This window comes from Streptomyces griseofuscus (assembly GCF_014673495.1).
In the GTDB taxonomy this organism is placed as follows: domain Bacteria; phylum Actinomycetota; class Actinomycetes; order Streptomycetales; family Streptomycetaceae; genus Streptomyces; species Streptomyces murinus.
In genome coordinates, this window is sequence record NZ_CP051006.1 from 2537317 (window position 1) to 2559659 (window position 22343).

Annotated in this window: 20 protein-coding genes; 4 read left to right on the plus strand and 16 right to left on the minus strand. The window is 72.0% G+C overall.

Features of this window, described 5'->3' with window-relative positions; genetic code table 11:
• Positions 1–50 precede the first annotated feature (50 nt).
• From HEP81_RS11060 to HEP81_RS11085, 7 genes are all read right to left on the minus strand, one after another.
• The gene (locus HEP81_RS11060; protein ID WP_078967745.1) at positions 51–674 is read right to left on the minus strand and encodes a hypothetical protein; all 624 of its coding nucleotides are present in this window, start codon (positions 672–674) and stop codon (positions 51–53) included.
• A 69-nt stretch (positions 675–743) separates the two neighbouring features.
• On the minus strand, positions 744–1445 hold the full coding sequence (locus HEP81_RS11065) for a ribonuclease HII (RefSeq protein WP_037663219.1): 702 nt from the start codon (positions 1443–1445) through the stop codon (positions 744–746).
• Positions 1446–1776: 331 nt separating this feature from the next.
• Positions 1777–2067: a hypothetical protein gene (locus tag HEP81_RS11070; protein ID WP_051850671.1), complete on the minus strand. Its 291-nt coding sequence runs from the start codon at positions 2065–2067 to the stop codon at positions 1777–1779.
• Positions 2068–2113: 46 nt separating this feature from the next.
• Complete coding sequence (locus HEP81_RS11075; RefSeq protein WP_157854659.1) at positions 2114–2836, minus strand: zinc-binding dehydrogenase; 723 nt, start codon at positions 2834–2836, stop codon at positions 2114–2116.
• The gene (locus HEP81_RS42655) at positions 2722–3084 is read right to left on the minus strand and encodes an alcohol dehydrogenase catalytic domain-containing protein (RefSeq protein WP_421673954.1); all 363 of its coding nucleotides are present in this window, start codon (positions 3082–3084) and stop codon (positions 2722–2724) included. Before HEP81_RS42655 ends, HEP81_RS11075 begins: the two co-directional genes overlap by 115 nt.
• A complete protein-coding gene (locus HEP81_RS11080) occupies positions 3077–4525 on the minus strand; it encodes an MFS transporter (RefSeq protein ID WP_037663221.1) in 1449 nt (482 codons plus the stop codon). Before HEP81_RS11080 ends, HEP81_RS42655 begins: the two co-directional genes overlap by 8 nt.
• A gap of 370 nt (positions 4526–4895) precedes the next feature.
• A complete protein-coding gene (locus HEP81_RS11085) occupies positions 4896–5462 on the minus strand; it encodes a TetR/AcrR family transcriptional regulator (RefSeq protein WP_243279376.1) in 567 nt (188 codons plus the stop codon).
• A gap of 266 nt (positions 5463–5728) precedes the next feature.
• On the opposite strand from HEP81_RS11085, the gene HEP81_RS11090 reads away from it, so the two are divergent.
• Complete coding sequence (locus HEP81_RS11090; protein WP_051850673.1) at positions 5729–5992, plus strand: hypothetical protein; 264 nt, start codon at positions 5729–5731, stop codon at positions 5990–5992.
• Between the two features lie 49 nt (positions 5993–6041).
• Here the strand turns inward: HEP81_RS11090 and HEP81_RS11095 are convergent, their stop codons facing one another.
• From HEP81_RS11095 to HEP81_RS11105, 3 genes are all read right to left on the minus strand, one after another.
• Positions 6042–6947, minus strand: coding sequence for an ADP-ribosylglycohydrolase family protein (locus tag HEP81_RS11095; protein WP_037663225.1), 906 nt, complete (start codon positions 6945–6947; stop codon positions 6042–6044).
• 12 nt (positions 6948–6959) lie between these two features.
• Positions 6960–7619, minus strand: coding sequence for a histidine phosphatase family protein (locus HEP81_RS11100; protein ID WP_037663228.1), 660 nt, complete (start codon positions 7617–7619; stop codon positions 6960–6962).
• Positions 7620–7723: 104 nt separating this feature from the next.
• Positions 7724–8329: a YdbC family protein gene (locus HEP81_RS11105; protein ID WP_037663230.1), complete on the minus strand. Its 606-nt coding sequence runs from the start codon at positions 8327–8329 to the stop codon at positions 7724–7726.
• A gap of 149 nt (positions 8330–8478) precedes the next feature.
• Here HEP81_RS11105 and HEP81_RS11110 point away from each other — a divergent pair, with 149 nt between their 5' ends.
• Positions 8479–9006, plus strand: coding sequence for a TerD family protein (locus HEP81_RS11110; RefSeq protein WP_037663231.1), 528 nt, complete (start codon positions 8479–8481; stop codon positions 9004–9006).
• Positions 9007–9026: 20 nt separating this feature from the next.
• The gene (locus HEP81_RS11115; RefSeq protein WP_037663232.1) at positions 9027–10097 is read left to right on the plus strand and encodes a protein kinase family protein; all 1071 of its coding nucleotides are present in this window, start codon (positions 9027–9029) and stop codon (positions 10095–10097) included.
• 195 nt (positions 10098–10292) lie between these two features.
• Here the strand turns inward: HEP81_RS11115 and HEP81_RS11120 are convergent, their stop codons facing one another.
• Positions 10293–13193, minus strand: a complete 2901-nt coding sequence (locus HEP81_RS11120; RefSeq protein ID WP_037663235.1) for a vitamin B12-dependent ribonucleotide reductase — start codon at positions 13191–13193, stop codon at positions 10293–10295.
• 163 nt (positions 13194–13356) lie between these two features.
• Positions 13357–13926, minus strand: a complete 570-nt coding sequence (gene nrdR / locus HEP81_RS11125; protein WP_037663286.1) for a transcriptional regulator NrdR — start codon at positions 13924–13926, stop codon at positions 13357–13359.
• A 586-nt stretch (positions 13927–14512) separates the two neighbouring features.
• Here nrdR and lexA point away from each other — a divergent pair.
• Positions 14513–15292, plus strand: a complete 780-nt coding sequence (lexA, locus tag HEP81_RS11130; protein WP_037663236.1) for a transcriptional repressor LexA — start codon at positions 14513–14515, stop codon at positions 15290–15292.
• A gap of 80 nt (positions 15293–15372) precedes the next feature.
• On the opposite strand, the gene HEP81_RS11135 is transcribed toward lexA, so the two are convergent.
• From HEP81_RS11135 to HEP81_RS11150, 4 genes are all read right to left on the minus strand, one after another.
• A complete protein-coding gene (locus tag HEP81_RS11135) occupies positions 15373–17382 on the minus strand; it encodes an ATP-dependent DNA helicase (protein WP_037663238.1) in 2010 nt (669 codons plus the stop codon).
• A 76-nt stretch (positions 17383–17458) separates the two neighbouring features.
• A complete protein-coding gene (locus HEP81_RS11140) occupies positions 17459–18094 on the minus strand; it encodes a GNAT family N-acetyltransferase (RefSeq protein WP_078967749.1) in 636 nt (211 codons plus the stop codon).
• An 88-nt stretch (positions 18095–18182) separates the two neighbouring features.
• Positions 18183–20159 (minus strand): IucA/IucC family protein, encoded by a 1977-nt coding sequence (locus HEP81_RS11145; protein WP_037663240.1) that lies wholly within the window; start codon positions 20157–20159, stop codon positions 18183–18185.
• Positions 20160–20505: 346 nt separating this feature from the next.
• Positions 20506–22179 carry a diaminobutyrate--2-oxoglutarate transaminase family protein gene (locus HEP81_RS11150; protein ID WP_063755290.1) on the minus strand — a complete coding sequence of 558 codons (1674 nt, stop codon included), beginning with the start codon at positions 22177–22179 and terminating at the stop codon, positions 20506–20508.
• Between the last annotated feature and the right edge of the window lie 164 nt (positions 22180–22343).

Below are 22343 nucleotides of genomic sequence, written 5' to 3' on the forward strand. Positions count from 1 at the left end.
GTGCGGTGCCCCCTCGGACGGTTGCCGGCTCCGGGAACCCGGCGGGTGGTTCAGGCGCCGGTGCCGAGGACCGCGTTGATCTGCTGCGGGTCGCCGCAGACGATCAGCAGGGCTCCGGCACGGGTGTGGGCCAGCGAGAGGACGTCGGCGGAGGCGGCGCCCCCGTTGACGGCCACGACGACCACCGGGCGGGAGCCGGCACGGGAGGCGATGGCGGCGTCCGTGTAGAAGACGTCGTCACCCGCGTCGTGCTGCGCCCAGTAGGCGGTCTCGCCGAACGACAACTCGTGCTCGGCCCACGGGTGCTGGGCACCCGTGGTGATCACCAGCACGTCGCCGGGGGCGCGGCCCGAGTCCAGCAGCAGGTCGACGGCCTCCTCGGCGGCGTCGATCGCACCCTCGGCCGAGGCCGGGATCAGCTGGATCTGCGGGCCCGCGACTGCGGCGGGGACAGCCGGACCGGAGGGACCGGGCTTGGCCGGAGCCACGTCACGCGGCGTGCGCTGCACCGGCGGCACGGGCCGCTGAGGGCCGGGACGACCGGGGCGGGACGGCGCCACGGGACGGGGGCCGGGTACGGGGCGAGGGGTCGGCGCGGTGCGGTTGCTGGCCGGCGTGACGCGGGGACCCTGGGCACTCTCGTGAATCTGAGGCTCCTCGGGAATGAGAGGCATGAGCTGATTTTTATCAAACGTTGAAGTGGCGCTGATGAACGGGGTGGCACATCAGTGCGATCGGAACCGTCAGAAGTCGAAGCCGAGCTGACCCTCGATCTCCGGAACGCTTCCGTCCGCCCAGTTGCGGGCCTTCTTGAGATGCCGCCACTGGGGCAGCGCATCAAGATACGCCCACGACAAACGGTGGAGCGGGGTGGGGCCCCGCTCTTCCAGTGCGGCCTTGTGCACGGGTGACGGATACCCGGCGTTGTCCGCAAACCCGAAGTCTGCATGGTCGACAGCCAGTTCGGCCATCATTTTGTCGCGCTGAACCTTGGCGATCACCGAGGCCGCCGCGACGGCGACGCACGAGCGATCACCCTTGATCACCGTACGCACCTGCCACGGGGCACCGAGGTAGTCGTGCTTCCCGTCGAGGATCACGGCGTCGGGGCGGACCGGCAGTGCGTCCAGGGCGCGGACCGCGGCGAGCCGCAGCGCGGCCGTCATGCCCATGCCGTCGATCTCCTCGGGAGAAGCATGCCCCACCGCGTAGGCCGTCACCCACGCCCGCAGGATCTCGTCCAGCGCGGTGCGCCGCTTGATGGTCAGCAGCTTGGAGTCGGTCAGGCCCGCGGGAGGTCGACGCAGTCCGGTGATCGCCGCGCAGACGGTGACGGGCCCGGCCCAGGCGCCGCGCCCCACCTCGTCGACACCGGCGATGACCTTCGCTCCGGTCGTGGCACGCAGGGAGCGCTCGACAGTGTGAGTGGGAGGTTCGTACGGCATGGCGCCCTTAGATTACGCCGCCGGGGGCAGTGGCCGACACCCCGGTCGCCCTCGTGGCAGCCAGGGCGCCGGCCGACGGCCCGCCATACCGGAACCTGAGTCGCCGGATTTGCTGGTGCACGCCAGCCGGAAGGATCATCGACCACCCATTCGGAAGGGCCGCCGGTCGCGCCGGAGCGAGCCCAATATCGCTGTCTTGCACAGAGGTTGCCCTAGAGAAAAAGCCTGGGCGGTTGACTCGCCGGTGCCCGCCGCGCAGGGGATCCTTTCCGGAGGATCGCATTCGGGAATCACAGTTCGTTCTCCGCGGCGCGTGTCCGGTTCATCTCTCTCAGTCTGCTGATCTCGTCCCTGATCGGTTGCGGCACATCGCCGTGTGTTCGTCCAGGACGTGGAGAAAGCCGGACGGGCCCCCGCGGTGCTGGATGTATGGCCAGCCGGTCTCGCTGACGGTGGCCGGGTAGAAGCGGTCGCGTTCGGCGATGAACTGCTGCTCCACCGGCCCGAGCGGGTCGGGCTCGTCGGGTCCGTCCAGTTGCCGCGGCATGGCGTGGGCGCTGCCGTTGCGTTCCTGGACGCCCCGGACCGAGGCGGTGTAGGCGATGCGGGCGAAGCGGGTCATGGGCGCGTCTCCATCGCCATCGGACTCCGTCCGGCCTGCGGGCGGCTCAGTGCCCCGGCTGGAGGAGGAGTTTGCCGGTGGTGGTGCCGGACTGGAGGTCGGCGTGGGCCTCGCCGGCCCGGTCGAAGCCGTAGCAGCCCCCGATCGCGGTCTTCAGCACGCCCTCGCGCAGCCAGCGGAAGACGTCGGCGGCGCGTGCGGTCAGCTCTTCCGGGTCGGTGGCGTGGTCGACCAGCGTGGGGCGGTGAGGAAGAGCGAGACGCGGGGCGCGAGGGACCCGGGTCGAACGGTGGCGCGGGCCCGGAGGCGGCACCGACCAGGACGACATCCCGCGCGGCCGCAGCGCGGCGAGCCCCGCCTCGAAGGTGTCCTTGCCGATGCCGTCGTAGACGACGTCCACCCCCCTGCCGCCGGTGAGGTCGAGGACCCGCCGGGTCAGCTCGTCGGGGTCCGCGCCGCGGACGATGACGTGCCGGGCGCCGACCGCCTCGGCCGCTGCCGCTTTGCCCGGCGCGGAGACGGTGCCGATGACGCGGGCGCCACGGCGGGACAGCAGCCGCACGAGGTGCTGCCCGAGCCCGCCGGCGGCGGTGAGCACAAGCGCGGTCTCGCCCCGGGTCGCCGGGTAGTTGGACTCCGTCAGATAGTGGGCGGTCAGGCCCTGGAGCATGCTCGCGGCGACGCCGGCGTCCGGGATGTCGTCGGGGACGCGGACCGCGGCACGGGCGGGAGCGCGACGAGTTCGACGTAGGAACCGGGGGCCGCGCACCAGGCGACGCGGTCGCCGGGGCGGAAGCCGGTGACGTCGGCGCCGATGGCGAGGACGGTGTCCGCGCCCTCGCCGCCCGGGACGAAGGGGGCGCGGAGCGCAGCGCGGCCCCGCGTTCGTAGATGTCCTTGAAGTTGACCCCGGCGGCGGTCAGGCGGACCAGGAGGTCGCCGCGGCCGGGGCGCGACCGCTCCCCGTGCCGGAGGGCGCCCGGTGGACGGGCAGGGGGCGGGGCGCGGATCAGGCAGTCTCCTTGCGCGGCACGTACCGCACGCTCAGGGCGATGATGGCGAAGAAGCAGACCGCCACCAGAACGACACTCAGGCGCAGGCCGAACAGGATGTCGTGCATGCCGATCAGGGAGCCGAGCAGCGCCACGCCCATCGCCATGCCCACCTGACGGGCGGTGTTGAGGACGCCGGAGCCGAGGCCGGCGTAGGCCGGGTCGATGGCCAGCAGCGCGGCGGCGTTCAGGCTCGGCGAGAACACGCCGCAGCCGAGGCCGGTCAGACCGGTGCCGATGGCGAACAGCAGCCAGGTGTTCTGGTCGGTGACGCCCAGCAGCAGGACGCTGCCGATGAACGAGGACAGCGCGCCGCTCCACAGCAGGAACCGGGGACCGCGGTGCACGAGGCGGCGGTTGAGGACGATGGTGCCGAACACCCAGGCCACGCCGAAGGGCAGGAAGTACACGCCGGTCTTCTCGGCGCTCAGGCCCCATCGCTGCTGGAGGTAGATGGCGAGCATGAACTGCAGTCCGTAGCCGCCGAACTGGAAGGCGAAGCCGTTGGTGATGGAGGCGGAGAAGGCGGAGCGCCGGAACACGGCCAACGGCAGCATCGGGTGCTGGGAGCGGGCCTCGACGGCGACGAAGGCGACGGCGGTGATGACCGAGACGGCCAGCAGGAGCAGCGGGGCCGGGGCGAACCAGCCGAGCGAGCCGCCCTCGATGAGGTAGGAGACGATCGCGGAGAGGGCGACGATGCCGGTCAGCTGGCCGGACAGGTCGGCGGCGCGGGACTCCCGCCGGGGGGTCTCGCCGGCGTAGCGCTGGGCAAGGTAGAGGGTGACCAGACCGACGGGCACGTTGATGAGGAAGATCGAGCGCCAGCCGAGCAGTTCGGTCAGAGCGCCGCCGCCGAGCGGGCCGGCGACGAGGGCCAGTCCGCCGGTGGCGCCCCAGACGGTGATGGCCTTGGCGCGTTCGAGCGGGTCGGGGTAGGTGCGGGCGATGATGGCCAGCGTGGTGGGCAGCAGGCCACCGGCCGCGATGCCCTGGAGGAAGCGGGCCACCACCAGGACGGTCAGGTTGGGGCTGAGCGCGCACAGCAGGGACGCGGCGGTGAACGCGGCGAGCGAGGAGACGAACAGGCGGCGCGCGCCCCAGCGGTCGCTGATGCTGCCCGCCGTGAGCAGGATGCCGGCCAGCGGGATGGTGTAGATGGTGACGACCCACTGGAGGGCGGCCATCGAGCCGTGGACGTCGCGTTCGATGGCGGGCAGGGCGATGTTCAGCGCGCTGCCGTCCAGCAGGATCATGAAGAAGCCCAGGCAGACGGCGGCAAGGGCGAGCGCGGTGTGGCGGGCGCCGCGCACCGGGCCGGCCGGCGGAGCGGGCGTGGCGGGCGCGGGCGGTGCGGCTAACGGCTGCCGCGCCGTGCTCGCCGACGAGTCGGGAACGGTGGTCATGAGGTGGTCCTTCTTTCGCTCGCGGTGCGGGGGCGGGGCCCGGCGAGCGGGATGGCGTGAGGATGCGAGAGCCGGGGGCGCGACGGTCGAGGCGGTGCGGTGCGGGCCGGACGGTGCGCGGGGGGGGCCGGCGCCACACGGACGATGTGGTGCGACGGTCACGAGTGCCCGTGCGAAACGGACGAAAGCCCTGCCACAAGGGCGGGTTGCGGCGACGGGCGAAGCCGCCACCGCGAGGACGGGTCGACGCGACGGACAAAGACGGGCCGCGAGAGCGAGTTGCAGGGCGGGTAGAGGGAGAGGCGGTGCCGCGAGGGCTAGTCGATACGGCGGACCGTGGCGGTGCCACGTGAGCGACGGGTCGTGCGCTTCAGGCTCTGAGCTGGTCCAGGGCGCTCTTCGCGGCCTCGGTGGCCTGGCGGAAGGCCGCCTGGTCCTGCTGGGCGCGGGCGAGCACGTAGCCGCCCTGGATGGTGGCGATAACGAGCGAGGCAGTGGCCTCGGGGTCGGTGTCGGGACGCAGTTCGCCGTCGCGCACGCCCTCGGCGAGCACGCCGGCGATGCGCTGCCGCAGCCAGGTGAAGAACTCCCCTGCAGGGGCGCGCAGTTGGTCGTCAGCCACGACGTCGGGGTCTTGGACGAGCCGGCCGACGCGGCAGCCGGCGAGCGGGTTGCGCTCCGTGTCGAGGTAGGCGCCGAGGCGTTCCAGCGCCGTCGTGCCGCTGTCGAGCGCCGCCTCCGTGGCGAGGCGCAGCTGCCCCGCGGAGCGCCGGATGGCGGCGGCGGCCAGATCGGCCTTGCCGGAGAAGTGGTGGTACATGCTCCCCTGTCCGGCACGAGAGCGCTTCTGGATCAACGCAGGGCTGGTCGCCGCGTAGCCGCGCTCCCACAGCAGCTCGGCAGCAGCCTCGACGAGATGGTCCTTCGTCGGCTTCATGCGCTCACCGTACATACTAGTAGGTACAGAACGCAAGGCAGAGCCCTGCCGATACGACCGGCAGGGGCTCAGGGCTCAGGGCTCGAAGGGGGTGCGCCTCGGGGCGCCGTACGGCGAGCGGCTCAGGCGGCGCCGACCCGCACCCTTATCGCCACGGCGAGCGCGCCCGTGCCCGCGCCGTCAAGGCCCGAGGTGGCGCACATGTCGCGCACCGTCGGATTCTTGATGAGGAGCAGGACGTCACCGCGGCCATCCTCTCCGCGTGGGTGAAGGCGGGGCGGCCGCAGAGCGAGGAGCCGTACGTCGCCCAGATATTCGCCGACATCATCGAGCCCGGCGCCCGCTCCGGCGAACTCGCCCCCGACCTCGCGCCCGAGCGCGTCGGCAATCTTCCGCGGGACGTCTACTCCGACGCTCTCTACCGCTGGTCACAGCACACGCAGGCCGGCAGGGCCAGCGAGTTGGACGACGAACTCCAGGCGGGCCTGAAGGTGCTACCGGACGGCATCGCCACCGTGGAGCACGTCTGACCGGCCCAAGTCCCTCACCGGTAGGGCTCGTCGGGGTGCACCGCGCCGGTCAGAGGATTGCCGCCACCCACTCGGGCAGTGCCTCCGCCCGTCGTGTCCACTCGGCGGGCGGTGCCCCGGCCTTGCCCGCGGCGAGGACGCCGCCCACGATCGCGCAGGTGGTGTCGACGTCGCCGCCCACCCGGGCCGTCGTCCAGAACGCCGTCTCGAAGTCGCCGAGGCCGCGCGCGGCGGACCACAGGGCGAAGGGCACGGTGTCATGGGCCGTCCTGCGGCGGCCGCAGCCCAGCACGGCGGCGACGGTGCCGGCGTCGCCGTAGTCGAGCATGTCGCGGGCGCGGCGCAGGCCCTGGCCGACCGCGCTCTTCGGGACGAGCGCGATCACGCCGTCGAGGAGTGCCTCGGGGGTGGGCGGCCCGTCCGGCGAACCGGCCAGCGCCGCGGCCGCCGCCACCGCCATCGCGCCGACCACGGCCTCCCGGTGCTGGTGCGTGGGGTAGGCGGAGATCTCGGCCTGGTGGGTGGCCTGCTCCGGGTCGTCCGCGTACCAGGCGCCCAGGGGCGCGGTCCGCATCGCCGCGCCGCTGCCCCAGGAGCCCCGCCCGTGGAAGAGGGCGGCGGCGGGCCCGCGCCAGTCCTCGCCCTGCCGCACGAGGCTCAGCAGCCGGCTCGCGGTGGGGCCGTAGCCCCGGTCCGGGTCGTGGTGGTCGGCGAAGGAGCGGGCGAGGGCGTCCTGGTCGATGCGCTGGTGCGCGGCGAGCACGGCGAGGACCGAACAGGCCATCTCGGTGTCGTCCGTCCACGGCCAGGGGCCGGGCGGCAGCTCGCGCCGTTTGAGCAGGGGGTGATGGGCCGGGACGAAGAACTGGGCGCCCAGGGCGTCCCCGACGGCCAGTCCGCGCAGGCTCGCCAGGGCGCGCTCACGGCGTCCGCGGGAAGAGAGGTGTGCGGTCATCGCTCCCCCACTCTATCCGGTGGCCCAGTCCGGCACCGGTTCACGCCAGCGTTCGAAGGGCCGGTCGAGTGTGTAGCGGCCGTCCTCGCCGAGGACCAGCATCCGCATCTCGGCGTTGTCCGGATTGGACAGGGATTCGAATTCGGCGACCGTCCAGTGGAACCAGCGCATGCAGAACAGCCGCATCGCGAGGCCGTGGGTCACCAGGAGCACGTTGGGCGGGTGGTCGGGGGCCTCGAAGCTGCGGAAGAGGCTCTCCAGGAAGCCGCCGACCCGGTCGTAGACATCGGCACCGGACTCGCCCTGCGGGAAGCGGAAGAAGAAGTGGCCGTAGGCGTCGCGGTAGGCCTTCTGCAGGCGTACGTCGTCGCGGTCCTGCCAGTTGCCCCAGTCCTGCTCGCGCAGCCGGGGCTCCTCTCGCACGCGTATGAGGTCGGGGTCGAGCCCGAAGGCGCCGAGGGTCTCGAGGGTGCGGCGGTACGGGGAGACGTACACGCTCACGCGTTCGGGCCCGAACAGCTCCCGGAGCCGTTCGCCGGTCTCCTCGGCCTGCCGCCGGCCGAGGTCGGTCAGCGCCAGGGCGTGGTCCGGTTCGCGCTCGTACACGGAGTCGTCGGTGTTGCCCGTCGACTCGCCGTGCCGGACAAGGACGATGCGCCGTGGTCGTGCCATGCCGAAACCCTAGAGCGAGGGGTGGGGAACCGGGGAATCGTACGGGGTCCATACAGCGCACATCACAGACCTCGTTGCCGGACCGACCGGCCGGTATCCCGGTGCTAGACCGTCCAGGACGGCTCCAGGTCGACGATGTCGCCGGAGAGGGCCGCGATGTCCGCCTCGGTCTGGGCGCGCAGGGCGAGCCGTTCGATCCGTTCGGTGCGGTACTTGCCGTGCTCGGCGGCGGCCCGCCACATCGAAAGGATCAGGAACTCCTGCTCGGGGGCCTCGCCGAACATGCCGCGGATCATGCCGGGCGATCCCGCCATGGCCGGGTTCCAGACCTTCTCCTGCATCAGGGTGAAGTGCTCCACGCGCTCCTCGTGAACCCGGCACAGGGCGAGTCTGAGCAGGTCGGAGTCGGTGAAGCGGGGTTCGAAGCCGGTCTTCACGTCGAAGCGGTACTCGAACAGCCTGACCTGGGCGTCTTTGAAGGTGCCGACCTGGGCGGCGGCGAGGCGGTCGTGGGAGCGGGCCATGAAGGAGTCGTAGAAGGCGCGGCTCTCCCAGAAGGCGACGATGTGCGCCACGTCGGGCCGCCGCCGGCTCCAGCCTCCGCCCTGTCCCCGGAAACCCGGCTCTCCCGGGAGCCCCGCCCATTTCCGCTGCCCCCGCTCGAACCCCCGGCGGTCCACCACGGTGCAGCGAATCCACTTGACCAGCACCGCGCCATCGTAAGGCCACCGGCGTGGCGTCGGTCACGCTCCGGTGGAGTTCGTCCGCGCGCGGGGGCCGGGTACGTGGCACGATGGGCAAGGTTCCTCGGCTGAACGGGAGTTGGGGACGCGGTGCCCACAGGGGAAGGGGAGGCCCGGTGACCGGTTTCAGCAAGGGAATGCACAAGGTCGAGGTCGCGCTCAAGTGGGACCCCAGTCCCACGGGTACGGCACCCACGGATCTCGACATCATCGCGGCGACCTTCGACGCGCGGGACCCGTACGGCGCGCCGGCGTATCTGGTGCACTTCGACAGCCGTTCGCCCGACGGCACCATCTTCCTCAACCGGGACAGCACGGACGGGCGGGGCTTCGGCTGGGACGAGGTCATGACCCTGGAGGTCGACCGGCTCAGCGAGCGGTACGGTCGTGTGGTGGTGGGCGTCGTCATCCAGCAGCAGCCGGTGCGCCGTACGTTCTCCGGTGTCCTCAACCCGGCCATGCGCGTCCGCGAGGGCTACACCGTCCTGTCCGAGGACGACTTCACCGCCGTCCATGACGCGACGGCCGCCACCATCGCCGAGTTCGTCCGCAACGAGTCGGGCGAGTGGATCTTCCACCCCGGTGTCCACGGCTTCCAGGAGGACCCGGAGAGCTTCACCCGGGTGATGGGGCGCGCGCGATAGCGGGCGTAGGCCGGCCGTCGGTGCCCGTCGCTTCGGACGACGCGCGCTCGGCCGCCCACGGCACCGTCGCCACCTCCCTCGCCCGGCGAAGTGACCGCCGACTGGGCGAACTTGTCGATGCCGCCGTGCCGCTCGGAACCGGTATCGGTGGGAGGTGCGCGCTGCTGGAGGTGGACGGGAAGCCGGTGTTCGTGAAGCGGGTGCCGCTCACCGAGTTGGAGCGGCGGCCGGAGCATGTACGGTCCACCGCCAACCTGTTCGGGCTGCCCACCTTCTGTCAGTACGGCATCGGCGGGCCCGGTTTCGGGGCGTGGCGGGAGCTCGCGGTTCAGATCATGACGACGAACTGGGTGCTCGGAGGGCGGTTTCGGGGGTTTCCGCTGATGTACCACTGGCGTGTACTGCCGGACACCGCGCCCACGCCGGCCCCGGAACTCGCGGACGTGGAAAGGGCCGTGGCCTATTGGGGCGGCGGCCCGGAGGTACGACGCCGTATCGAGGGCCTGCGGCAGTCGTCCGCGAGTCTGGTGCTGTTCCTGGAGTACATCCCCCGGACGCTCCACGAGTGGTTCACCGAGCGGGTGCGGGCCGGTGCGGAGTCAGCCGACCGGGCCTGTGCGCTGGTGGAGCGTGAGCTGGCGGCCGGTACGTCCTTCATGAACGCTCACGGGCTCGTGCACTTCGACGCCCACTTCCAGAACATCCTGACCGACGGCCGGCGCCTCTACTTCGCCGACTTCGGCCTCGCCCTCTCCGCCCGCTTCGCTCTCTCGGAGTCCGAGAGCGGCTTCCTCGGACTGCACCGGGCCTACGATCGCTGCTACACGCTCAACTGGCTGGTGAACTGGCTGATCACGGCCCTGTACGGTTCCGATCGGACCGAACGCCACGCGCTCGTCCACGCCATGGCGGAAGGCCAGGACCCGCCGCCCGGACCGCCGGGAGCCACAGCACTCCTCTCCCGGCACGCCCCCCTCGCCGCGATCCTCACCGACTTCCACACCAGGCTCCAGGACGACAGCCGCGAGACCCCTTACCCCGCACAGGCACTGCAGCGGGCTCTCCAGCCGGCCGGACCACATCGGGACTGAGCGGACGAGGGTCAAGGGTGCGGCTGGGTTGTCCGGCCGCGGTCGCTGCCGGCAGGTCCTGGGACGTGCGGCACACGACGCACGAGATGCCGTCGGACACGACGACAGTGGGCGCCGGCCATATGGTCGGCGCCCACTGTCGTCAGGGCTCAGTGGATCGCGTCGGGCACGGTGGGCGACGCGGTCCGGTCAGGGTCAGCTGCAACCGCTCGTCGAGCCGCAGCCCTCGCAGATGTAGCAGGAGCCGGCGCGCTGCATCTTGGTGCCGCAGGAGAAGCAGAGCGGGGCGTCGGCCTGGATGCCCAGCTGCATCTCGACCAGTTCGGCGCTGGTGTGAGCCTGCTTCGGGGCCGGCTTGGCGGCCTCGGGCTCGGCCTTCGGGGCGGCGGCGACGGCCGCCGGCTCCTGGGCGCGGGGCGCCGACTGGGCCAGGCCCTCGACGTCGACCTCGTCGTCGGCCGGCTCGTAGGAACCGGTCTCCAGGTGCCGCTGGCGCTCCTCGGCGGAGTGGATGCCGAGCGCGGAGCGGGTCTCGAAGGGCAGGAAGTCCAGCGCCAGGCGGCGGAAGATGTAGTCCACGATGGACTGCGCCATCCGCACGTCCGGGTCGTCCGTCATACCGGCCGGCTCGAAGCGCATGTTGGTGAACTTCGAGACGTACGTCTCCAGCGGCACGCCGTACTGGAGGCCGACGGAGACCGCGATGGAGAAGGCGTCCATCATGCCCGCGAGGGTCGAGCCCTGCTTGGACATCTTCAGGAAGACCTCGCCGAGACCGTCGTCCGGGTAGGAGTTGGCGGTCATGTAGCCCTCGGCGCCGCCGACGGTGAACGACGTGGTGATGCCGGGACGACCCTTCGGAAGGCGCTTGCGGACCGGGCGGTACTCGACGACCTTCTCGACCGCGGTACGGATCGTGTCCTCGGCCTTCTCGGTGATCTCGGCCTTCTCCTCCTCCTTCTTCTTGGCGGAGAGCGGCTGGCCGACCTTGCAGTTGTCCCGGTAGATCGCGAGCGCCTTGACGCCGAGCTTCCAGGCCTCGAAGTAGATCTCCTCGACCTCCTCGACGGTCGCCGTCTCCGGCATGTTGACCGTCTTGGAGATTGCGCCGGAGATCCACGGCTGGATCGCGGCCATCATGCGGACGTGGCCCATCGGGGAGATGGCCCGCTCGCCCATGGCGCAGTCGAAGACCTCGTAGTGCTCCTGCTTGAGACCGGGGGCGTCGATCACATTGCCGTTGTCGGCGATGTGGGCGACGATCGCCTCGATCTGCTCCTCCTGGTAGCCCAGGCGGCGCAGGGCCTGCGGCACGGTGCCGTTGACGATCTGCATCGAGCCGCCGCCGACGAGCTTCTTGAACTTCACGAGCGCGAGGTCGGGCTCGACGCCGGTGGTGTCGCAGGACATCGCAAGACCGATGGTGCCGGTCGGGGCGAGCACGGACGCCTGGGAGTTGCGGAAGCCGTTCTTGTCGCCGAGGCGGACCACGTCCTGCCAGGCCTCGGTGGCGGCGGCCCACACCGGGGTGTCCAGGTCGTCCATGCGGACGGCCTTGCCGTTGGCGTCGGCGTGCTGCCGCATGACGCGCTTGTGGGCGTCCGCGTTACGGGCGTAGCCGTCGTACGGGCCGACGACCGCGGCCAGTTCGGCGGAGCGGCGGTAGGCGGTGCCGGTCATCAGGGAGGTGATGGCGGCGGCCAGGGCGCGGCCGCCCTCGGAGTCGTACGCGTGGCCGGTGGCCATCAGCAGGGCGCCGAGGTTGGCGTAGCCGATGCCGAGCTGGCGGAAGGCGCGGGTGTTCTCGCCGATCTTCTGGGTCGGGAAGTCCGCGAAGCAGATCGAGATGTCCATCGCGGTGATGACCAGCTCGACGACCTGCTGGAAGCGCTCGGCCTCGAAGGACTGGTGGCCCTGGCCGTCGTCCTTCAGGAACTTCATCAGGTTCAGCGAGGCGAGGTTGCAGGACGTGTTGTCCAGGTGCATGTACTCGCTGCACGGGTTCGACGCGGTGATCCGGCCGGACTCGGGGCAGGTGTGCCAGTTGTTGATCGTGTCGTCGTACTGGATGCCCGGGTCGGCGCAGGCCCACGCGGCCTCGGCGATCTTGCGGAAGAGCGACTTGGCGTCGACCTCCTCGATGACCTCGCCGGTCATCCGGGCGCGCAGCCCGAAGTCGCCGCCCGCCTCGACGGCCGTCATGAACTCGTCGTTCACACGGACCGAGTTGTTGGCGTTCTGGTACTGGACGGAGGCGATGTCGTCGCCGCCCAGGTCCATGTCGAAGCCCGCGTCGCGCAGGACGCGGATCTTCTCCTCCTCCTTGACCTTGGTCTCGATGAAGTCCTCGATGTCGGGGTGGTCGACGTCGAGCACGACCATCTTGGCCGCGCGGCGGGTGGCGCCACCGGACTTGATGGTGCCGGCGGAGGCGTCGGCGCCGCGCATGAAGGAGACCGGACCCGAGGCGTTGCCGCCGGAGGAGAGCAGTTCCTTGGAGGAGCGGATGCGGGACAGGTTCAGGCCCGCGCCGGAACCGCCCTTGAAGATCATGCCCTCTTCCTTGTACCAGTCGAGGATCGACTCCATGGAGTCGTCGACGGACAGGATGAAGCAGGCGGAGACCTGCTGGGGCTGCGGGGTGCCGACGTTGAACCAGACCGGGCTGTTGAAGCTGAAGATCTGGTGCAGGAGCGCGTAGGCGAGCTCGTGCTCGAAGATCTCCGCGTCGGCGGGCGAGGCGAAGTACTTGTGGTCCTCACCGGCCTTCCGGTACGTCTTCACGATGCGGTCGATCAGCTGCTTGAGGCCGGTCTCGCGCTGCGGGGTGCCGACGGCGCCCCGGAAGTACTTGCTGGTGACGATGTTGACCGCGTTCACCGACCAGAAGTCGGGGAACTCGACGCCACGCTGCTCGAAGTTGACCGAGCCGTCGCGCCAGTTGGTCATGACGACGTCACGGCTCACCCACTCGACCTCGTCGTACGGGTGTACGCCGGGCGTGGTGTGGATGCGCTCGATGTGCAGTCCCTTGTTTCCCGCCTTGCCGCCCTTGGCGCGGGAACCTCGTGCCGGACCGCTCGCCGTCTCTGTCATGCCGCCTCCCTGTAGGGCAAAAACGCCCAGAAGTGCCCCGTTTGTTCCCGTGGCACGGTGTTCTGTCTTGTGCTGCGGGCGCCCTCACCAGCCGCCCGCAACAGGTCTTCGGTCGCCGCCTCGCGGCGGGGTCCGGGCCCTCTCCCGGTCTCCCGCGCGCCGGTCAGTCGGCGGCTTGCGCGGGCTGGGGGACCTGGGAGGTCCCGCCGGGCCCGCGTTCGTCTTCCTGGCTCCCCGCGGCCTCGGCCGTCTCGTCCGCCGGGCCCGACCCGTCAGCGGCGGGGCCGTGCGTCGCCTGCCGCAGTTCCGCGACGGCGGCCTCGAAGTCGTCGAGCGAGTCGAACGCCCGGTAGACCGAGGCGAACCGCAGATAGGCGACGAGGTCGAGCTCCTGCAACGGGCCGAGTATGGCCAGACCCACGTCATGGGTGGTCAGCTCGGCACTGCCGGTGGCCCGCACCGCCTCCTCGACCCGCTGGCCGAGCTGGGCGAGCGCGTCCTCGGTGACCGGCCGCCCCTGGCACGCCTTGCGCACGCCGTTGATGACCTTGGTACGACTGAAGGGCTCGGTGACTCCGGACCGCTTCACCACCATGAGCGAGCACGTCTCCACGGTCGTGAAGCGACGGGAGCAGTCGGGGCACTGGCGACGCCTGCGGATCGACGTGCCGTCGTCGGTCGTACGGCTGTCGACCACACGGCTGTCGGGGTGCCTGCAGAAGGGGCAGTGCATGATCTCCAACCCTCCTCACAGCAGACTCGATGGCCTCGCCGAGTCCCAGGGGCCTCGCGAAGCAGCCCTAAGCATAGGCGATCGCAGAACCGTCTCCGACCCGGGTCACCACAACTTGTGGGCTGCTGTAGCCATCCAACCACTAGATGTGGGGATCGGCTCATTCATCGAGGCCGGGGCGTGTGTCGCGCGGAAACGGCGGTCCGGGGCGCAGCGCAGGCCGCCGAGCACGCCGGCCGGAAAGGGACACGCGGGCGCGGGACCGTACCCCTGCGGCGCTTACGGAGATACCGTGGGCGCCGCACGGAGGATGCGTAGGACTCCGGCGCAGAACGGACCCCGCGTCCCGGCGGGACGGGTTCCGGATGACAGACTGGGGAAGCGCCCACGAGGTCGGCGACCCCGGCGGGAAAGAGTACAACGCAGACAAAGAGCACTTTTGCCCGCCCCGTGCCGCGTCAGCCCATACACCCAAACACTCGATCGCAACAGGTGAATCGCACTTTTTCACTCGAACGTGTGTTTGGCGCAACCTTTCGAAAGCAACTACCGTTGTCCAGCAGGGAGACCATCGAGAGGGGCCGACGTGACCACCACCGCAGACAGTGCCACCATCACCGCCCAGGACCGCTCCCAGGGCCGGGTCGAGCCGGTACATGCGATGAACGAAGCCACGAATCCCGAAGGACCCCGGCGCTCCCTGCCGGGCCGACCTCCAGGCATCCGGGCGGACAGCTCCGGACTCACCGACCGGCAGCGCCGGGTGATCGAGGTCATCAGGGACTCCGTGCAGCGGCGCGGATACCCGCCGTCCATGCGGGAGATCGGCCAGGCCGTCGGCCTCTCCAGCACGTCCTCCGTGGCGCACCAGCTGATGGCGCTGGAGCGCAAGGGCTTCCTGCGCCGCGATCCGCACCGCCCGCGCGCCTATGAGGTGCGCGGCTCCGACCAGGCCGTGTCGGTGCAGCCCACGGACACCAGCGGCAAGCCCGCCGCGTCGTACGTCCCGCTGGTCGGCCGGATCGCCGCCGGTGGGCCGATCCTCGCGGAGGAATCCGTGGAGGACGTCTTCCCGCTCCCCCGCCAGTTGGTCGGCGACGGAGAGCTGTTCGTCCTCAAGGTCGTCGGCGACTCCATGATCGAGGCCGCGATCTGCGACGGCGACTGGGTCACCGTGCGCCGCCAGCCGGTCGCGGAGAACGGCGACATCGTGGCCGCCATGCTGGATGGCGAGGCCACGGTGAAGCGCTTCAAGCGCGAGGACGGCCATGTCTGGCTCCTCCCGCACAACGCGGCGTACGAGCCGATCCCCGGCGACGACGCCACCATCCTGGGCAAGGTGGTCGCCGTACTGCGGCGCGTGTGACGCCCGCGGCGAGCGGCCCCCCGCTCGCCCCCTGACCGGGCCCCGGAACCTCTGCGCCGGTTCCGGGGCCCTGCCTTTGCCTACGAGGAGCCCTCGGCTTCCTCCGGCTGCCGCACCGCTTCCTCCACCTGCTTCGCCGCCGCGTCGATCGCCGAGAGCGACCTGCGGACCTGGTTACGGTCCGTGGTGTACCAGAACTCCGGCAGGGACGCCTTGAGGTACGAGCCGTACCGCGCCGTGGCCAGGCGCTGGTCGAGTACGGCGACCACGCCCCGGTCCCCCGACGCACGCACCAGGCGGCCGGCGCCCTGGGCCATCAGCAGGGCGGCGTGGGTGGCGGCCACCGCCATGAATCCATTGCCGCCCGCGTCCTCCACCGCCTTCTGGCGGGCGCTCATCAGCGGGTCGTCCGGGCGCGGGAACGGGATCTTGTCCATGACCACCAGCTGGCAGCTGGGCCCGGGCACATCCACGCCCTGCCACAGCGACAGCGTGCCGAACAGGCAGGTCTTCGGGTCGGCCGCGAAGTTCTTGATCAGCTCGCCGAGCGTCTCCTCGCCCTGGAGCAGGATCGGGTACTCGGGGATCCGTACGCGCAGGTCCTCGGCGGCGAGCTGCGCGGCCCGCATGGAGGAGAACAGCCCGAGGGTACGGCCGCCGGCCGCCTGGATCAGCTCCGTCAGCTCGTCGAGCATGTCGCCGCGATCGCCGTCCCGCGCGGGGCGGGACAGATGCTTGGCGACGTACAGGATGCCCTGCTTGCGGTAGTCGAAGGGGGAGCCGACATCGAGGCCCTTCCACTGCGGGAGGTCCTCGCCCTCGACGCCCTCGGGGCCGAGCCCCAGGGAGGCGCCGACGCCGTTGAAGTCGCCGCCCAGCTTGAGGGTGGCGGAGGTGAGGACGACGGCGCGGTCGGCGAACAGCTTCTCCCGCAGCAGCCCCGAGACGGACATGGGGGCGATGCGCAGGGAGGCGCCGAAGCGGTCGTGCCGTTCGTACCAGACGACGTCCCACTCCGAGCCGTTCAGGACCCGCTCCGCCACGTCGTGGACCGTCTCGACCGAGGCCAGGGCCTGCTTGCGGACGGCGTCCTCGTCCTGGACGGACTTGTCGCGGGTGGTGCCGAGCGCGGAGATGACCGTCCGGGAGGCGTCCCGCAGCGTCATCAGGGCGTAGCCGAGGTCCTCCGGGATCTCCTCCAGACGACCCGGCAGGGCCAGCTCCATCAGCCGCTCGAAGCCCTCGGCCGCGGTCTGGAGCTGGTCAGCCGCCTTCTCGTTGACGAGTTTCGCGGCGCGGCGCACGGCCCGGTTGACCTGGCCGGGGGTCAGCTCGCCGGTGGCGACGCCGGTGACCCGGGAGACGAGTTCATGCGCCTCGTCCACGATCAGCACCTCGTGCTGGGGCAGCACCGGGGCGCCCTCGATGGCGTCGATGGCCAGCAGCGCGTGGTTGGTGACGACGACCTCGGCGAGCTTGGCGCGCTCTCGGGCCGCCTCCGCGAAGCACTCCGCGCCGTACGCGCACTTGGTGGCGCCCAGGCACTCCCGCGAGGACACCGAGATCTGCGCCCAGGCGCGGTCCGAGACGCCCGGGGTGAGATCGTCCCGGTCGCCGGTCTCGGTCTCGTCGGACCAGTCGCGCAGCCGCAGCAGGTCCTGGCCCAGCTTGCTGGTGGGCGCGGCGGCCTCGAACTGGTCGAAGAGGCCGTCCTCCTCGTCCTGCGGCATGCCTTCGTGCAGCCGGTGCAGGCACAGGTAGTTGGAGCGGCCCTTGAGCATCGCGAACTCGGGGCGGCGGCGCAGCAGCGGGTGCAGGGCGTCGACCGTGCGCGGCAAGTCGCGTTCGACCAGCTGGCGCTGGAGGGCGAGGGTGGCCGTCGCGACGACCACTCTCTCCCCGTGCGCGAGCGCGGGCACGAGATAGCCCAGCGACTTTCCGGTGCCGGTGCCGGCCTGGACCAGCAGATGGGATCCGTCGTCGATCGCCTCGGCGACCGATTCGGCCATGGTCACCTGGCCGGGGCGCTCCGTGCCGCCGACCGCGGCGACGGCGGCATGCAGGAGTTCGGGGAGGGAGGGCTTCGTCATAGCCTGACCACCCTACGGCCCGGGACTGACAACCGGAGGCCGTTCACACCCATGGTGAGACCCCGCTCACTCGACGCTACAGCACATCGCGCAGCACCCGGTCCCGGATCATGAGCGCGGCCCGTTTGCCGGGCAGGTCGACCTCGGCCGCGTACCGGAATCCGGCGCCGAGGAACGCGGCGAGCGAGGGTGTGTTGCGGTGATCGGGTTCGGCCACGACGCGGGCGCAGGCGGGGCGCCGGTCCAGGACGAGGTCGGCCACGGCCCGCAGCAGCGCGGAGCCGAGTCCACGGCCGCGGTCCCCCGCGGCGCCGAGCAGCAGGTGGATGCCGGTGTCATGGGGCAGGACCGGGCAGTGGAGGGCCAGCGGGTCCAGGTCGGCGCGGTAGATCTCCCAGTAGCTCATCGGGGTGCCGTCCAGGACGCCGAGGCAGGGCACGCTCCGTCCGTCGCCGTCGAGTTGGGCGCGCAGATGGTCCGCCGTGCGGTGGCGGGGTCCGGCCAGTTCCCAGAACTCGGCGACGGCGGGGTCGTTCATCCAGGCGTGGACGAGGGGGAGGTCGCGGTCGAGGCGGACGGGGACCAACTGGAAGGTGCCGACGGGGGTCGGCACCGGTTCCCAGGAGGCGTGGAGGCCGTCGAGGAGGTCGTCGGTGAGGTCGAGAGTCCTGACAGTGGATTCGATGGTCCCGTCGGTGAGTGCGACGGTCATGTCGGTGAAGAGGTCCAGGAACTCGGTAGGGGCGGTGCGCACATCGGTGGGCGGCACGGCGGGTTCCTCTCTGCTCTGCCCAAGGGTCTTACGGGTGCAGGGGGTTGGCGATGGTGACGTACACGGACTGGGTGTCGACCGGGCCGACGAGTTCGTCCAGGCCGTGCAGCCGGGTCAGCAGGTTCGCCTTGCAGCGCAGGACGGGTGAGTCGAGCAGCCGGGCGGGCAGGGGGGTGCGCAGGGCCGTGGGGCCGGTGGCGAGGCCGGTGAGGAAGCGGCGGAACGCGGCGAGCAGCAGGCGTTCGTCGGCGAGGTGCTGGGAGCCGAGGGCGCCGATCAGGCCGAGGACGTTGTTGACGGCGAGGTAGTAGGCGAAGCGTTCGTCGGTGACCTCGTCGGGGACGAAGGTGTCGCTGTGCTCACCGATGCCGGGCAGCCGGGCGTCGAGTTCGGCTCGGCGGGACGCGCGGAAGTAGTAGCCCTGGTTGTCCCGGTAGCGGCCGCCCCTGGGCCAGCCGTCGCGGTCGAGCAGGACGAGGGTGTTCTGCTGGTGTGCTTCGAGGGCGATGCCCGCCTCGGCGTCCAGCCAGAGAACGGGGCGGACGACCTGCTCCAGGTAGCGCAGGAACCACTCCGTGGCGACGGCGGCGACGGGACGGCCGGTGCGGGCGGCGAGCCGGGCGACGAGCAGGGCGAGCCGGGAGCGCATGGGAGGGAAGGGGGCGTCCAGGACGTAGGGAGCGTCGGGGGCTCCGGAAACACAAGGGGTGCCGGGGTCGAAGGGGGCACCGGAGCCGAAGGGGGCATCGGAGCCGAAGGCGGTGGCTTCGGTGAGCGGCCGGGGGGAGATCAGTCCCGCGAGGCAGCCGGCGTCGTCGGCCGGGGTGAAGGGGTTGTGCCGGATCACCACGTCGAGGCCGGGCACCGGCCGCCCGTCGGGGTCGTCCACGGCGAGCCAGGCCGGGTCGCGCACGATGTCGAAGCCGGGGTGGGCGGCCTGCCACTGCTTGAACAGGCCCGCGCGCAGCAGCCGGTGCACCTCGACACCGCGCCGCAGCTCCTTGCGCAGGTTCTCCCGGCGGGAGTTGGTGATGCGCAGGCCCAGCGACAGCTTGAGCATCGCGGGGGCGCCGGAGCGGTAGACGGTGCGTACGGAGGAGGTGGGGTACCAGGCGGGGCCGACCGGGCCGAGGTCCCTGAGCAGTCCCGCGTCGAACAGTGCGGCGACGGCGGCGCGGTGCCGTACCTCGCGGGCCTGCCAGGGGTGCAGCGGGAGGGCGGTGTGTCCGTCGGGCAGGGGAAGGGCGGTACCTGCCAGGTGCCGGGTGAGGTGGTCGGCGGGGACGGGGCGGCCGCGCTCGGTCCAGGCCGAGTCGCCGGCGAGCAGCGCGGGGGCCACGGCCAGCCAGTGCAGCGGGAAGGAGCCACGCGTCTCCGGCGCGTAGCGGCCGGCCTCGGCCTCGGTCAGGCCCTCGCGGCTCTTGGGGGTCGGGTGCAGGGGGTGGCCGAGGAGGAGGGCCTGTTCGGCGCCGAGGAAGAGGTCGGGGCCGTCGGCGGGGCGGGCGCGCCGGTCGCGGATGAAGCCGGCGGTACGACGAAGGGAGTCGGCGACCCGGGCCACCAGGTAGCCGTCGTCACCGCCCGCGCTCTCCCTGGTGAGCAGCGCCGCGAGGGTGACGGCGTCGACGGGCGGGGCGGTCTCGGGCGCGTCGGCGAACCGGGGCGGTCCGAAGCGGTGCCAGCCGGCCGGGGACCAGTACCGGACCGGGGCGAGCAGACAGGTGCCGGTGGCGGGCAGCACGATGCGCAGGGTGCCGGTCGTCGGGGCGCGCAGGCCGGTCTCCCGCACCCAGCAGCGCAGCAGGTTGTCCACGGCGGCGGCCTGCGCCGCGGCCGAGGCGTCGGGATCGTCGAGCGGGTCCGCGCCGGGCTCCGTCCAGCGGCTCGGGTCCACGATCCGTCGGCGCTGCTGTGGAACCGCCTCGACGTACGGCGCGCCGGTCCCGGGCGCCCCGCGCTCGTCAGGACCGCCGAAGGGGCCGTCGGGTGTGGGGGTGGCGTTCAAGACGGCTCCTCGGGAGGTGTGCGGGGCCGGGGCGACGGGGCCCGGTTCGGCGGTGTCGGGGAGGGCGGCTGCGCTGGGCGGAGAGGGGACTTCAGGTCGGCCACCGATCCGTCCTCGGGCCTCGGCAGCGGGACGGAGGGGAGAGACGGGGAAGGGCGGGGCGGGTGCGGCGGGACGGCGGGGGCCGGTGCCCGTGCGGTGGCCGGAGACGGTCGTGGTGCGCGGGTGGCTCGGGGTCGTCGGCGGCTTCGGGGCGGCAGTCGGCCGGGCTGAGGGCGGCCGGCACGGCTGGGCGGGGGCGGCCGGCACGGTCGGGCGGGGCTGCCTGGTGCGGCAGCCCCGCCGGTCAGTCCGTGCCCGGGCCCGGGCACGGATCCGAGTCGTGTCCGCGTGCCCCGTGCGGGCCGTGCCTCTCCTCGTCCCGGGCCACCGCGGCCACCGCGTCCGTCAGCCGGTCCAGTACGGCCGCCGTCTGCTCGTCGCTGATCGTCAGCGGCGGCAGCAGCCGGACCACCGAGGAGTGCCGGCCGCCGAGCTCCACGATGAGCCCTCGCCGCAGGCACTCGCGCTGCACGGCGGCGGCGAGTCGGGGGGCGGCGGGACGAGGCGTACGAGCGGGCGCCGTGGCGAAGTCGTAGGCACCGGGGCGCGTTTCGAAGGACGCGGCGCCCGGCTCGTGGGCCCCGCGCCCCCCGCCGGAAGGCGCCGCACCGAAGTCGTGGGCCCCGGGTTCCCTGCCGGAGGCCGCGGCGCTCGGATCGTAGGCACCGTGCGCCCCGTCGCCGGACGGCCCGGTGGCGAAGCGGTGGTCCAGGAACTCCGCACCGCCCCGGCCGACGGCGGCGGACCCCGCACCGAACGCGGGCTCCTCCGTCCCCTCCGGTTCCACCAGCTCCACGCCGATCATCAGCCCCCGCCCCCTGACCTCCCCCACGCACGCCAACCCGCCGAGGTCCGCGCGCAGTTGCTCCATCACCCGGGCCCCGAGCCGCCCCGCCCGCTCCGCGAGCCCGTTCTCCCGGACGTACGCCAGCGTCGCCGTGCCCGCCGCCATCGCGAGCTGATTGCCGCGGAACGTGCCCGCGTGGGCGCCCGGTTGCCAGACGTCGAGGTCGTCGCGGTAGACGATGACGGCCAGCGGGAGGCTGCCGCCGATGGCCTTGGAGAGGACCATCACATCGGGGGTGATGCCGCTGTGGTCGACGGCCCAGAAGGCGCCGGTGCGGCCGACGCCGGTCTGCACCTCGTCGGCGATCAGCGGGATCGCGCGGTCCGCGGTGAGGCGGCGCATCCGGCGCAGCCAGTCGTCCGGGGCCGGCAGCACTCCGCCCTCGCCCTGCACCGGCTCCAGGATCATCCCGGCGGGCAGCGGCACCCCGGACTTGGGGTCGTCCAGGAGCGACTCGGTCCAGCGGGCGGCGAGTTCGGCGCCGCGCGGGCCGCCGACGCCGAAGGGGCAGCGGTAGTCCTGCGGATAGGGCAGCCGGGCGGCCTGGACCTCGGGCGCGCCCCCGGAGACGGCCAGCGCGCCGGCCGTCATGCCGTGATACGCGCCGGTGAAGGCGAGGAAACCGCTGCGGCCGGTCGCGGTCCGGACCAGTTTGAGCGCGGCCTCGACGGCGTCCGTCCCGGCCGGTCCGCAGAACTGCACCCGCGCCCGCCCGGCGAGACCCGGCGGCAGGGTGCGGAACAGCTCGGTGGTGAACGCGTCCTTGACCGGGGTCGCCAGGTCGAGGACCGACAACGGGGCGCCGGAGTCCAGGACTTGGCGCACGGCCGCCAGGACCACCGGATGGTTGTGGCCGAGCGTGAGCGTGCCCGCGCCGGAGAGGCAGTCCAGATAGCGGCGGCCGTCCGCGCCCTCGATGGTCAGCCCGCGCGCCCGCACGGGCACGATGGGCAGGGTCCGTGCGTAGGTGCGCGCCGAGGACTCGCGCGCCGACTGGCGCCGCAGGATCCCCTCGTGCACGGCACCCGCCGGCCCGTGTGCTTCTTCCGCCAACGACTCGGTCACGGCCACGGCTGGCTGTCCTCCCGCTGTAAACAGGCGAGTTGATCCACGGGGACCAAGGACAGGCAGCGGGCCCCCCGCCGCCTACAACCGCTCACCGGGCGCCGGGGTCACGGCCTCGCCCCGGATCGATGTGCCCTCCGCGCGCCGCTCGTAGCGAAACCGTTGCCGTA

What these genes read in the sequence shown, in the direction of transcription:
- HEP81_RS11120 (WP_037663235.1), bottom strand. Translation starts at nt 13,193, where the DNA reads ATGACAGAGACGGCGAGCGGTCCGGCACGAGGTTCCCGCGCCAAGGGC.
- HEP81_RS11070 (WP_051850671.1), bottom strand. Translation starts at nt 2,067, where the DNA reads ATGACCCGCTTCGCCCGCATCGCCTACACCGCCTCGGTCCGGGGCGTC.
- nrdR (WP_037663286.1), bottom strand. Translation starts at nt 13,926, where the DNA reads ATGCACTGCCCCTTCTGCAGGCACCCCGACAGCCGTGTGGTCGACAGC.
- HEP81_RS11135 (WP_037663238.1), bottom strand. Translation starts at nt 17,382, where the DNA reads ATGACGAAGCCCTCCCTCCCCGAACTCCTGCATGCCGCCGTCGCCGCG.
- HEP81_RS11065 (WP_037663219.1), bottom strand. Translation starts at nt 1,445, where the DNA reads ATGCCGTACGAACCTCCCACTCACACTGTCGAGCGCTCCCTGCGTGCC.
- HEP81_RS11060 (WP_078967745.1), bottom strand. Translation starts at nt 674, where the DNA reads ATGCCTCTCATTCCCGAGGAGCCTCAGATTCACGAGAGTGCCCAGGGT.
- HEP81_RS11085 (WP_243279376.1), bottom strand. Translation starts at nt 5,462, where the DNA reads ATGAAGCCGACGAAGGACCATCTCGTCGAGGCTGCTGCCGAGCTGCTG.
- HEP81_RS11140 (WP_078967749.1), bottom strand. Translation starts at nt 18,094, where the DNA reads ATGACCGTCGCACTCACCGACGGGACCATCGAATCCACTGTCAGGACT.
- HEP81_RS11095 (WP_037663225.1), bottom strand. Translation starts at nt 6,947, where the DNA reads ATGACCGCACACCTCTCTTCCCGCGGACGCCGTGAGCGCGCCCTGGCG.
- HEP81_RS11100 (WP_037663228.1), bottom strand. Translation starts at nt 7,619, where the DNA reads ATGGCACGACCACGGCGCATCGTCCTTGTCCGGCACGGCGAGTCGACG.
- HEP81_RS11080 (WP_037663221.1), bottom strand. Translation starts at nt 4,525, where the DNA reads ATGACCACCGTTCCCGACTCGTCGGCGAGCACGGCGCGGCAGCCGTTA.